The organism is uncultured Slackia sp., assembly GCF_944321625.1.
GTDB lineage: Bacteria > Actinomycetota > Coriobacteriia > Coriobacteriales > Eggerthellaceae > Slackia.
Genome location: NZ_CALUMA010000071.1, coordinates 20,025 through 31,839, shown reverse-complemented (window position 1 = coordinate 31,839; position 11,815 = coordinate 20,025). Strand labels below are relative to the sequence as shown.

13 protein-coding genes are annotated in these 11,815 nt (G+C 61.7%); 8 read left to right on the top strand and 5 right to left on the bottom strand.

Annotated features, from left to right (window positions below):
• Positions 1-432 precede the first annotated feature (432 nt).
• From Q0J60_RS06615 to Q0J60_RS06585, 7 genes are all read left to right on the top strand, one after another.
• Positions 433-1,158 (top strand): class I SAM-dependent methyltransferase, encoded by a 726-nt coding sequence (locus Q0J60_RS06615; RefSeq protein ID WP_294439755.1) that lies wholly within the window; start codon positions 433-435, stop codon positions 1,156-1,158.
• 189 nt (positions 1,159-1,347) lie between these two features.
• Positions 1,348-2,061 carry a lantibiotic protection ABC transporter ATP-binding protein gene (locus Q0J60_RS06610; protein ID WP_294439753.1) on the top strand — a complete coding sequence of 238 codons (714 nt, stop codon included), beginning with the start codon at positions 1,348-1,350 and terminating at the stop codon, positions 2,059-2,061.
• Positions 2,058-2,858: a bacteriocin ABC transporter permease gene (locus tag Q0J60_RS06605; protein ID WP_294439751.1), complete on the top strand. Its 801-nt coding sequence runs from the start codon at positions 2,058-2,060 to the stop codon at positions 2,856-2,858. Before Q0J60_RS06610 ends, Q0J60_RS06605 begins: the two co-directional genes overlap by 4 nt.
• Positions 2,859-2,872: 14 nt before the next feature.
• The gene (locus tag Q0J60_RS06600) at positions 2,873-3,811 is read left to right on the top strand and encodes an ABC transporter permease (protein WP_367178806.1); all 939 of its coding nucleotides are present in this window, start codon (positions 2,873-2,875) and stop codon (positions 3,809-3,811) included.
• A 28-nt stretch (positions 3,812-3,839) separates the two neighbouring features.
• Positions 3,840-4,295 (top strand): hypothetical protein, encoded by a 456-nt coding sequence (locus Q0J60_RS06595; protein ID WP_294439746.1) that lies wholly within the window; start codon positions 3,840-3,842, stop codon positions 4,293-4,295.
• Positions 4,296-4,307: 12 nt separating this feature from the next.
• Positions 4,308-4,970: a response regulator transcription factor gene (locus Q0J60_RS06590; protein WP_294439744.1), complete on the top strand. Its 663-nt coding sequence runs from the start codon at positions 4,308-4,310 to the stop codon at positions 4,968-4,970.
• Positions 4,958-6,619: a HAMP domain-containing sensor histidine kinase gene (locus tag Q0J60_RS06585; protein WP_294439741.1), complete on the top strand. Its 1,662-nt coding sequence runs from the start codon at positions 4,958-4,960 to the stop codon at positions 6,617-6,619. Before Q0J60_RS06590 ends, Q0J60_RS06585 begins: the two co-directional genes overlap by 13 nt.
• Before the next feature lie 9 nt (positions 6,620-6,628).
• Here the strand turns inward: Q0J60_RS06585 and Q0J60_RS06580 are convergent, their stop codons facing one another.
• The 3 genes from Q0J60_RS06580 to Q0J60_RS06570 form a co-directional block, all read right to left on the bottom strand.
• Positions 6,629-7,309: a hypothetical protein gene (locus Q0J60_RS06580; protein WP_294439739.1), complete on the bottom strand. Its 681-nt coding sequence runs from the start codon at positions 7,307-7,309 to the stop codon at positions 6,629-6,631.
• Positions 7,310-7,485: 176 nt separating this feature from the next.
• Complete coding sequence (locus tag Q0J60_RS06575; RefSeq protein ID WP_294439737.1) at positions 7,486-8,679, bottom strand: CPBP family intramembrane glutamic endopeptidase; 1,194 nt, start codon at positions 8,677-8,679, stop codon at positions 7,486-7,488.
• 136 nt (positions 8,680-8,815) lie between these two features.
• A complete protein-coding gene (locus Q0J60_RS06570; RefSeq protein ID WP_294439735.1) occupies positions 8,816-9,148 on the bottom strand; it encodes a hypothetical protein in 333 nt (110 codons plus the stop codon).
• Positions 9,149-9,561: 413 nt separating this feature from the next.
• Between Q0J60_RS06570 and Q0J60_RS06565 the strand changes: the two genes are divergently transcribed.
• On the top strand, positions 9,562-10,260 hold the full coding sequence (locus Q0J60_RS06565) for a nucleotidyltransferase domain-containing protein (protein WP_294439734.1): 699 nt from the start codon (positions 9,562-9,564) through the stop codon (positions 10,258-10,260).
• Between the two features lie 118 nt (positions 10,261-10,378).
• Here Q0J60_RS06565 and Q0J60_RS06560 read toward each other — a convergent pair whose 3' ends face one another.
• Both Q0J60_RS06560 and Q0J60_RS06555 read right to left on the bottom strand, forming a co-directional pair.
• Positions 10,379-10,702, bottom strand: a complete 324-nt coding sequence (locus Q0J60_RS06560) for a hypothetical protein (RefSeq protein WP_294439732.1) — start codon at positions 10,700-10,702, stop codon at positions 10,379-10,381.
• Positions 10,703-10,713: 11 nt separating this feature from the next.
• On the bottom strand, positions 10,714-11,709 hold the full coding sequence (locus Q0J60_RS06555; protein ID WP_294439730.1) for a dihydroxyacetone kinase subunit DhaK: 996 nt from the start codon (positions 11,707-11,709) through the stop codon (positions 10,714-10,716).
• Positions 11,710-11,815: the final 106 nt, after the last annotated feature.

Genomic DNA, 11,815 nt, shown 5'->3' with positions numbered 1-11,815 from the left:
CTCTTCATGCACGAGGCGGAGGGCCGGTACTGGAAGACGAGGAGGTTCACGCACTTCGAATTCGGCGACGCCATGGTCTACTGGACCAGGCAGCTCGCCGACGTGTCAACGGTGGTTTAACATAGAGTTTCGATTTTCCCGGGAGAATCCCGACGCGTTCCGGTAATCCCCACATGACGGCGATTGCAGACAAGTCCCTGGCCAGGCGTTTCGAGAATGCGAATTCACGTCCTCCGCAGCCACCTACCCCCCCATACCGGGCAATCGAAGCCACCTTCATGTCCAAAGACGCAAATGTGCGCCCAATTTGCCCGGGAAACTCGAAAAAACGTCCACGAGTTTCCCGTTTTCTGGCAGAAGAATTGCATTCGTAGCGATAAGGCGCGAGGATGGAACCCGGCAACGACGCGAAGGGCAACGGACGGTGATTCTATGGGCGGACAAACGCGAGCGAACCGCAAACCGAATACCTCGAAAGCGGCCATCTCGTCCAAAGAGCAGCTGATGGCGGCGGATGAGGCACGCGACGTCGCGACGTGCGGGCGCTCGCTCATGCGGCTCGAGGACACGCGCTTCGCAAGCGCCGGGGCGCATGACCCCACGCCCACGCCGTATTTCGTGCTGGAGGCCTTGTTCGCGCACTTCGACCTCACGCCTGATTCGCATGTGCTTGACGTGGGCTGCGGCATGGGACGCGCGCTGGCGTACTTCGCCGAGGCAGGCCTGCCGGGGCGCATGACGGGCGTGGAGCTCGACCCCGCCCTGGCGGAATTCGCGGCCGCCTGGACGAAAGACAAGAAAAACCTGCAAGTCATCTGCGGTGACGTTCTAAACGTCCCGCTCGCTCCCTACTCGCACTTCTACCTGTTCAACCCGTTCGCCACCGCCGTACTGTTGAAGTTCCTCGCCATGGTGGAGGCAGAAGCGACGCGCCCCATCACGCTCGTGCACATGTCCGACAACGGAGAAACGTATTTCTACACAGGCCGCACCGGGTGGAGCCTGATTGACGAAGGAGAGTTTCAAAAGTATCCGCCCAGCGGTAGCGCGTCGAAGGCCGCAATGCCGAAAGCGCCCGCGGCCCAACCCCTCGTGCGCGGATCATTCAAGGTGTACGACCACCCGCAGCACTACTCCGTCTGGCGGTTCGAGCCCTAATTCGAACAAGACGGCATCCGATCTGCAGCGCCCCTGGCCGCATGCTCGCAAATATCATCTCCGTCTCACGCCACCGCAAGCTTTTCTCAACCTTTAGCAGTTCTTTAGATTCTCGCCTCATGCTTGTGCTCAGACGGAACGAGAGGCGCGAGCGACGCGCCCCACCTGAACGAAGCAGGAGGTTGATATATGGACTGCATTCTGGAAACGCGTGGGCTCACCAAGCGGTTCGGACGCGGCGAGAACGCCCAGATCGCCGTGAACGACGTGAATCTGCACGTACGTCGCGGGCGCGTGTACGGGCTTCTCGGCCCCAACGGCGCAGGCAAATCCACCACGCTCAAGATGATCGCGGGCATGCTACAACCCACTCAAGGCGAAATCGTCTTCGATGGACGCCCCTGGACGCGCGAAGACCTCTACGAGATAGGATCGCTCATCGAGGCGGCGCCGCTCTACCCCAACCTGACAGCGCGTGAAAACCTGCGCGTGCGCACCACTATGCTGGGGATTCCCGAGGAGCGCATCGATGCGGTGCTGCACACGGTAGGCCTGGAGGATGCGGGCAAAAAGCGTGCCGGAAAATTCTCCATGGGCATGAAGCAGCGCTTGGGCATAGCCATCGCGCTGCTCGCTCGCCCGAAGTTCCTGATTCTCGACGAACCCGCGAACGGCCTCGACCCCATCGGCATCGAGGACCTGCGGGCGCTCATTCGCTCATTCGCGCAAAGCGGCATCACCGTGCTGGTGTCTAGCCACATTCTTTCGGAAGTGCAGCAGACCGCCGACGACATCGGCATCATCTACAACGGACGTTTGGCCTACGAAGGCGAGCTTGAACCCGGTCAAGATTTGGAAGCCCTATTCATGGACGTCTGCCGCAAGGGAGGTGCGCTGCGATGAAAACACCCGCGCTTGAATCCCTCGCGCACGGAGGGTCGCTCTCCTCCGCCGTTCGCGCCGAAGCCCTCAAATCGCGGCACGCGGCGCCCGTGCGGCTCGCCGTTATCATGGCGCTTCCCTTCCCGCTGCTCGCCCTTGTCAATGCCTTTGTGAACCCGCAGTTCGGCGTATCGTTTTCGCCCTGGAATTACTGGTACGCGCTGCTTCTGGCGGTCATGCTTTCGCTCATGGGCGCGTGTGTCGCCAACGCCGACGCGCGCCTTAAGCTGCACCCACTGCTCTCCGCCGGCGCTTCCCCCGCGCGCGTCTGGTGGGCGAAAGCGATATGGTGCTTGGCGCTCTCGTTCGTATCCAACCTGGTGGTATTCGCCATCTACGCGGCGGCGACCGTCGTGACCGGCGAGGCGAGCGCCGCAGGCGTGGCAACCATGCTGGCCGCTGCCATCGTCATCACGATAACCAGCTCGTGGATGATTCCTGCAACGCTTTTCCTCACCGCGCGCTTCGGCATGCTGGCCGGCATTTTCGTGCCCCTCGTGGTGCAGATCGCCGGCGCGTTCTGCTGGTCGCTCGTGCCGTATTGGCCGGCGTTTCCGCCCACGGCCACCGTCGTGGCTCCCACGGCGTTTCTTCCGGTGTTGCCTACTGCTGAACCGCTTTCCGCAGGCGTAGAGGTGGCTCAGGCCCTGGGACTTACCGGAGCGAACATCGCTATCGCCTTAGGCGTCGCCGCCGCATCGTTCATCGTCCTCACGGCCGCAGGAGCTGCGTGGCTCAATCGCGCGGAAGAAAGATAGAGACGGTGATACCGATGACGCATGAAGGAAGCAAGAATGCCCATGCTCAAAACGGCGACGGCGCACAGAAGCCGGCAACCCAGACTTTGCCGACTCGAAAACGCGCAAGCCACAGCGAAACGAATCGCCCCGCCTTCCCTCGCATGACTTTCCCTCGCGCTCTGCGGTCGGAGTTTATTCGCATGCGCACGTCTCCCCTCGTCGCTGCGCACCTGGCATGCGCGCTGGCGGCGGGCGCGGCATGCGGCGCGTACTTCGCCTTCGCCCCGTGGAACCCGGCGCAGGGAGCCGATGCCTACGCGCAGTTCCTCGGCGCGCTCATGCCGCTTATGGCCGGCATCGTATGCGGCCTCGCCTTTGACGCAGAACGCGAAGCGGGCGGCATGGCGAACCTGACAGGGGTTCCATCGCGGCCCACGGCGGTCGCAGCCAAAATAACGATGCTGTTCCTCATGGGCGCAGCGACCCTGGCGCTCGCCATCGGGTTGTTCGCCCTCATCCTCGCCTTGGCTGGGCGGAGCGCGCTGAGCCCCGTGGCCTACGTATGGTGCATCGCCGGACTCACGCTGGGCAGCGCGCCGCTTTACATCCTTTCCTCGTGGCTCGCCCTGCGATTCGGACGCAACGCGGCAATCGGCGTGGGAGCCGTCGGGTTGCTGCTTGCGTTCTTCTCCATCGGTGGCCTGGCGCACGGACTTATGACCGGCGAGCTCACCGGTGCGTACCCCAGCATCCTGGGCTACATCCCCCTCACGTGGTCTGCACGCCTAGGGTCGCTCGGCGTGGAGAACGGCATGGTCTCCCCCGGCCTCAGCGGCCGAATCGAAGGCATCGCAATGGACGCCGCCGCGCAAGTGCACACCCAGACGTTGTTCACCGCTGGGCTCTGCCTCGCGCTTTCCGCCGCCGCACTCGTCGCGCTGCTCGCATGGTTCGACCGGCACGAAGAGTAAAAAGGTCCTCCAAGAGAAAGGAACATCAATGACCCGCGACCCCCAGCCTTCGCAATGCGCCTCCCAGCGACTCAAGACGGCACTCGCTGCCGTACTCATCGCCTTAGGGCTCATCGCCCTCCCTCTCACGCTCGCAAGCTGCGACTCCGGCACGGTAGCCGTCGGCAAATCCGTAATCGAACGGGTGCTGCCGGGCGATTGGCGTACCATGTGGGCGGCGTCACCCCAGCCCGACACCTACATTGGGAGCTATGATGACGCCACAGGTCAGGGCGAAAACTATGTTTACGACGTCCAGGCCGCCGACAGCCAGGGCCGCGTCAAAACCGTGACCATCATTTCCTTCGGAAGCAAGGCATCGGGCGAGGGCTACTTCCAACTCGATGTCAAAGGAAGCTCAGGCGTGCATTATCATGCAGTGGAAGCGAACGACGTTCCCGCCGATGCGCGTGCCGCCATCGAGGCCGACAATGCGAGCGAATAGAAAGGAACGCGCATGCCACGTATCCTCGCAATAGACGATGACCGGGCGATTCTCGACACCCTTGCCCGGGTCCTTGAGCGCGACGGGCATTCCGTGACCGCAGTTTCGTGCCCCGAGAACGTGCCTCACATGGATCTGGCGCGTTTCGACCTCATCCTGTGCGACGTGATGATGCCGAATCTCGACGGCTTCGAGCTGGTGCGCCGCATCCGCGGCCTTGCTGACTGCCCCATCGTGTTCCTCACGGCCAAGGCGGCCGAGGAGGATGCAGTGTACGGGTTGGGCTTGGGTGCCGACGACTACCTGCGCAAGCCCTTCGGCGCGGCCGAACTACGCGCCAAGGTGGCCGCCCATCTGCGCCGTGAGCGTCGCGAGCATCAAAACGCACTTACGTTCGGACGCGTGCGCATCGACCTGCGCGCGTGCGAGCTGTTCGTGGACGATGCCCGCGTGCCCCTTACGCCCAGCGAGTACGAAATCTGCGAGTTTCTAGCACGCCATGCCGGCCAGACCTTCAGTCGCTCGCAGATCCGTGAATCGGTGTTCGGCTGGACGAATGATTCCGATGATGCCACCGTAACCGTACACGTGGGCAAGGCGCGCGCCAAGCTCAAGGCCGCCGGCGTCGACCCGGTCCAAACCGTCTGGGGAATGGGATACAAATGGCAGATGTAAACAATCCCGTTCAATCATTGCAAAGCACGGCGGCGAACCACAGCCAAGCCACGGGCACCCCAGAGCGCGCATATCGCCGCGGCATGCCCCTGTGGCTTGTGGTGGTGCGCTACTTCATCTACTGCATCGTCGTGATAGGGGCACTCGCGCTGTCCCTCATCCTGGGGTTCAGCATCTTCATGAACATGGAGGTAGTCTATCCGGCAAATTACGGAGCCAACCACGTCGATGAAACGTTGGACCAGGTCAGCAGCCAAGCCGCGTTCGACGCGTCGGCCATTCCCTCGGCGTACTGGTACGCCCACATAAGCGCCGACGGCGAGGTGCTTGCCACCGATATGAACGAGCGGCAGCTGTCCACTGCGTTGACCCTCGTGCGGCAGGGGCAAGACCTGGGCACGGCCGAGCCCGCAAGCGACTACGACCTCTACACCGCCATCCAGCCGCAGCAGCTGGCCGACGGATCGTGGTGCGCCCTAGGCTACGAGCTTGCGCCCCAGTTCACGTCCCGCGATCTTCGCGACGCGCTGCCCAACCCGCAGAACATGCTCATCGCGCTCGCCGCTCTTCTTGGCATTGCCATTCTCATCCTATTCGCCGTGCGCGCGAGCCGCGTCATCACGCGCAAGATGCAGCCGCTTGTGGATGCAGCGTCGTCGATCGGCCGGCAGGAGCTCGATTTCACGGTGGGAACCAGCAACGTACGCCAAATCAACGACATCTTGGGAGCCATGGAAAACATGCGCGTCAGTTTGGCCACGTCGCTCGAGGCGCAGTGGCGCGGCGAGGAAGCGCAGCGTGCTCAGGTGGCAGCGCTTGCGCACGACTTGAAAACGCCCCTCACCGTGGTGGAGGCGAACGCCGATTATCTAGCGGAAGACGAACGTCTGGAAGCCGATGCACGTGAAGCGGCCGACGCGGTGGCAAGTGGAGCGCGCAGGCTCAACGATGCCGTGCAGGCCGTCATCGAGGCAGCGCGGGGACATGCGGCGCAGCCCCGATTCGCCTCGGTGGATGCGCATGCGTTTGCGGCCGATATAGCTCACCAGGCGGAAGAGTTCGCCAGGACGGCAGGGGTGCATATATCGGCGGAAATCGCCTTACCGCGCGATGCGGCGTTCGATGCCGACCGGGTGCAACTCGAACGCGCCGTGATGAATCTTGTGACGAATGCCGTCGAGCACTCGCCCATCGGCGGAACCGTGCGCCTTGCATTCGAACTGGAGGACGTCAGAACTGACGATGGCATCCAACGCGGCACGCGCATCAACGCACACGAGCAAAACCGCCTTCGCATCACCGTCGAAGATGAAGGCTCCGGATTCTCCCCCGCCGCTCTCGAGCGCGGCTGCGAACGATTCTTCCGCGACGACGACGCACGTAGCCAATCAGACGCAACAGCCACCGATGAAGGGAGGCAGGAAAGCGACAACCGTGAAGAGCCGACTGCATGCGAAAACACTATAAGCGCCCCAGCCCCAAGCGCATCCGTACCGCGCGCTTCGGCTCCACATTACGGCATCGGACTCGCCACGGCATCCGACATCGCTCGCGCGCACAGCGGCACGCTCACGTTAGAAAATCGCACGGACGAATCCGGACGCATCGCCGGCGCCCGCGTGACACTCCGCATTCCAGCGCGTCAGTAAAGCTGCGGATTAAAGCAGCCTGTTATATAAAAAGCGAGGCATAGGCGGCTTCGCCTTGATGATGCCCGCATCGCGGCCTTCGCGCACGGCTTCGATGAGTTCATCGGTCGCCTCGGACACGCGGCGCCGCGCCGCACCCATCCGCGGCTTGTTCACCAGACGCGGTAACAACGCCCCGCCGCCGATTAAGACGCCGCCCGAAAAAAGAAGCCCCGCCTCGCTGCAGGAAACCCGTAAAGCGTCCAACGAGACAAGGGCGTTTTCCGCATCGTAGGAATGGTCAACGGCGATTGCGTAAACGCGCATGCCACGCGAAGCATCGACCGGAGACAGCAGCCGAACAGCGTTGGCGATAGACCCGGCGGCATCTTCGTCAGCCTCAAGCGCATAACCGATGACCACGGAGCCGCATTCCGCATGCGCAGCAAAGGCGTCATCTCCCTGGGGCGCCATGCGCACGAACCGCGGCGTGGTTACGTCATCGGAAACTCCGAACATTTGCGCCATCTCATGGGCATAGGCGCGATACGCCTCTTCGAAATCGTCCAGAAGAAACTCTATGGAATTGCAAGCATCGTTACCCGCGCCAATGCAGCCTGCGGCATTCACCAGCGCAACTGAACGAGGCGGGCGCGATGCGGAAGCGCTCGTCTCAAGCGACGAATCGCCTTTTTCGCATCCGCTCGACATCCTGCCCGCCTTTCATCATTCGTCAATCATGGCCTCCGACCGTCAAAACCCCGGACCGCCGAAGCCGTCGAATTCATTGTACCCGCAAACCGACTCACACGTCGAAGGCTCGTGGCCACATCGTAAAATCGATGTCCGCGCCATAGACCACGCCCGCAACAACGGTTCCGCAAAATCTATGCACCACTTGGAGAATCGGGGCGCTGAGGCAGCCCATTATCGCGTGCAGCCTTTCCGCCGGATTCGTCACCCGCATCGCATTCCTCCCGCACAGAAAGCGGCAGGCCGGCGCGCTCGCGGCGATGCAGCGCCACCAGCATCGCAACCGCCACGACGGTGAAGCCGACAACGCCCAGCACGCCCATCGCACCCGGGCCCACCAGCGCATTGCCACCCGTAGCCGAGAAGAGCGTACCTGCCGCCGCGCATCCGTTGAAGAAGCCGTGCGCGAGCGCCGCCGGGATGCACGTACCCGTCTTCAGCGTGAGGAACGCCAGGAACACGCCCATGCTGCAGCACATCCAGCACATAGCGGCGATACCCAGGAACGGATACCCCGCATAGCCCACGCCGTAGTTGTGCCCCAGCATGGTGAGCGGCATGTGCCACAAACCCCAGATCACGCCCATGATGAGCAGCGCCGGCACCACACGGAAGCGCCCGAGCAGCTTAGGCATCAGGTAGCCGCGCCAGCCCCATTCCTCGCCGAACGCAGGAACGATGTTGATGAACGGCACGAACAGCATCGTGATCAGTTGGCTATAAAGCGCCATGCGCACCTGGTCCTCGGGAAGCGAGAGACCCTGGGCCTGGACGGTTTCCATCGTGGTAGCCACCATGGCGCTCATGGACGAATCGAAGTCGCCCGGGAACAGCAGGAAATACACCACGGCACCGACTGCGGCAAGCGCGATGGTGCCCAGCCACGCGACGATCCACCACTTCCACGTGCGGCGAAACTTCACCGGTTTGAACCACGCGTCGCGCATGCCTTCGCGCGTAATCAGACGCGTAAGCAGCATGCCCACCATGGGCATGAACATCATGAGCGAGATGAGCGCATACACCAGCATGCTCATGCCGCCCATACCGTAACCCGAGATCGGTCCCGCGCTGCCGGTTGCCAGCGGCCAGATCACACCGAACTCAATCGCCCACGTAAGGCCGAACGTTATGCCCACGAACACCGCCGCCCGCTTGCCCGGCGTCCACTTCGCGCTGCGCTCGCCTTTGCCGCTGTGCACCCTTTCGACTATGCGCTCGCTCACCATGGGCCCTTCGTCCTTCCACCCACGCTCGTCCATTCGCCCTCCTGCGTCTTTTCGCTCGTCCGCCGCAAATTCTTCGCCTCTCTTCACATCGGCAGCCATCTTCACTCCTTTCTTTTATTCTATTTGTTATATTCTTTATATAACATTATAACCTGCTATGCAAGACTATCATCATCAAAATTGCCAGCAGTCGCAGCGTTTTCGCATGCAGCAATGCAGATCGGGGTCCCGCTGTTCACACTTGCACCTTTGCGTCACGGCTCACGAGCAGCAGCGGCAAACCCACGAGCGGCGGCATCACAACCCACCGGGCACCAGCCCGCTGCTCGCAATTGCACCGTTGTACCGTCGCTCGCAAACAGCAGCGTCGCGACTCGCTGAAGATCGTCCGTGGGTCGCAATCTCGTCGTTGCCCCATGCCCATAAGCAAGCCGCCGCCCCTCTCATGTGAAAGAAAATCGGCACTGGAGAAGTTCAGGCGGTAGAAGCTGGCAATTTTCTTGAGTATGTAATCCGGATTCACGTCCAAATCAGGATTGCTGACAGTTTTATCGAGTATGTAATCCATTCAGTGTCTTTTTTCTTGCGCCAACGACGATAAACGCCTTGCAGATCCGAGAAAGGCAGCTAAAAACCGACTTATAAGGAGCCAATGTGGCGAAATTGGCCCAAGACCAATAAGACAGGACCGTCAAAATCCTTCTCGATGGATTACATACTCCGAATAATTGACAGGAGCTGCGTTTTTCACGTCTTCCCGGATTACATACTCGACAAAACTGCCATGCAATAGGCCCTTGCGGGCTTTTGGCTAACGGGCCGAGGCGCAATCTCCTTGCCCAAGCACCGTTTCGCCAGCGCCGACCAGGCAGCCTGAAACAGCACGTTCCGAAAGCGTAGGACCACGCGTCTTCTTAATAGTGGCTTCGCCGCGCATTCCTCAGCTACACTATTCATAAATCCAATCGAGAGGAGCCACCCATGGACGCATTCGCCTGGGCGCATGAAGCGACGGTGAAACTTCAAGAAGAATTCGGCAATCGCCTGGTGTTCGTAGGTCTCCAAGGCAGCCGGGCTCGCGGCGAAGCCCATAAAGGAAGCGACATCGACCTCGTAGTGCTGCTTGACCATGTTCGCTCCGCGGACCTGGCACGATACCGCACGCTTATCCAGAGCATGCCGCACGCCGAGCTCGCCTGCGGATTCGTAGGAGCCGCCGATGTGCTCGCCGCCTGGCCGCGCCACGAGCTGTTCCAATTCGCGCACGACACCCACGCAATATACGGCGACCTCGCGCCCATCGTGGGCAGCTTCACGCGCGACGACGCCATCCAGGCCGCCCGCATCGGCGCATCAGGCATCTACCACGCCGCATGTCATGCCTCCGTATTCGACGGCGATGCGATTGACGAAATCCTCCAATCGCTGTTCAAAGGCGCGTTTTTCACGCTGCAGGCGCTCCACTTCGCGCGCACGGGCATCTACCCTCGCACGAAAGCCGAACTTGCCCAGCACCTCGAAGATAACGGACCCGAAAACGAAGCACGTATTCTTGAGATTGGACGCAGCTGGAAAGCGAATTGCCCCGCAACAGACATCGAGCGCCAAGCCATGGTTGACCTGCTCCTCGAATGGTCGGGAGAGATTCTAAAAACTGACGAAGAACCGGAAGAAGTCTGACATATGCAAAAGACCCAAGAACGCCAAGAAACGCAAAGGACGCCGGCAATGCCAGCGCCCTTTCTAGTCTCGACCCTTCCGTACGCTCCCAACTATCGAAGCGTGCACAACAAACGCCTTACTTCTCCTCGTAAAGCTCGATGATGGCGTCGTCCTTCACCACGAATGCGATGCGCACGCCGCCACCCAAATCCTCAGGCCCGAAAATCGTGCGATCAGCATCCTCGACATAGGGATCCAAGTCGTCCACCCTGTAAGCCACATGCGGCTGCTTGGACAGGATCTCGGGGAAGCGCGTGCCCTCTTCGAACTTGAGGTACTCGATCCTGTAGTCGTACTCGTCCACGCTCTCGTTCACCCAGAAGCCGCCCCATTCGTTGTAGACCATATTGGGCTTCTTATTGAGCACGGGAATCCCTACGTGCATGTATTCAGCAGACATGAATGCCTCCCTTATTCCTTGAAGAACACGGGCGTGTGAGCCGGGGTGTTCCACAGACGCACGAACTCGTCGTCCCACTTGGCGATGTTCATCTGGAAGCCGCCGGCCTCCTGCACGGTGAGGATCTCGCCCACCATGTTGGCCACGACCTCGACGCCCAGGCCCTCGAGATAGCGCACGGCGTCCTTGTACAGGATGAGCATCTCCATCATGGTGGTGGCGCCACATCCGTTGATCATGACGAACGCCTTGTCGCCCTTCTCAAGACCCACGGCCTCAACCAGCTTGGGCGCGATGAGCTCCACGGTTTCCTTGGAGGAAGCCATGGGCACGCGCACGCCGCCGCCCTCGCCGTGCTGGCCGGCGCCGATCTCCATCTGGTCGGTCTCGCCCAGATCGCCGAAGCTCATGCCGTTCTGCGGGTGGGTGGCGTCGGTGGACTTCACCGTGATGGACGCCATGTTGTCGGCGTAGCGCTGCGCGATGTCGGCCACCTCGTCGAGCGACTTGCCCTCGGCCGCAGCGGCGGCGGCGATGTGGTACAGCGGCACACAACCGGCCAGGCCGCGCTGGTTGTCTTCGCCCTCGGGGTCGTACTTGATCTCTTCGCCCGTGACAACCTGGCGCACGTTCATGCCGGCCTTCTTCGCCAGCTTCATGGCCTGCTTGCCCGCCAGCTGATCGCCCGCATAGTTGAGCGTGAGCAGCAGCACGCCGTGGCCCTTGTCGGCCAGTTTCATGGCCTCGAACACGGCGGCGCCGTTGGGGGCGGCGAAGATGTCGCCGTCTACCTGGATGTCCAGCATGCCTGCGCCGACGAAGCCCTTCTGGGCGGGTTCATGGCCGCTGCCGCCATACGTGACAATGCCCACGCGGTCGGCGCCGGCAAGCGCCTTGCTCACCACGGTGTGGCCGTCGACCTCCAGGATGTCGCCATACGCCAGGCCGAACCCCTCGAGTTCTTCGTCGGTGATGGTCTCCTGGCTGTTGATGAACTTCTTCATCATGCTTGGCTCCTTTTCGCCGTTTTCCTACGGGCCCGCACGTCGTACGCCGAGCCCGACCGTACCAGTGCAATGCGCCTCATGCGGCAACGCTGCGAACGCGCCGCTC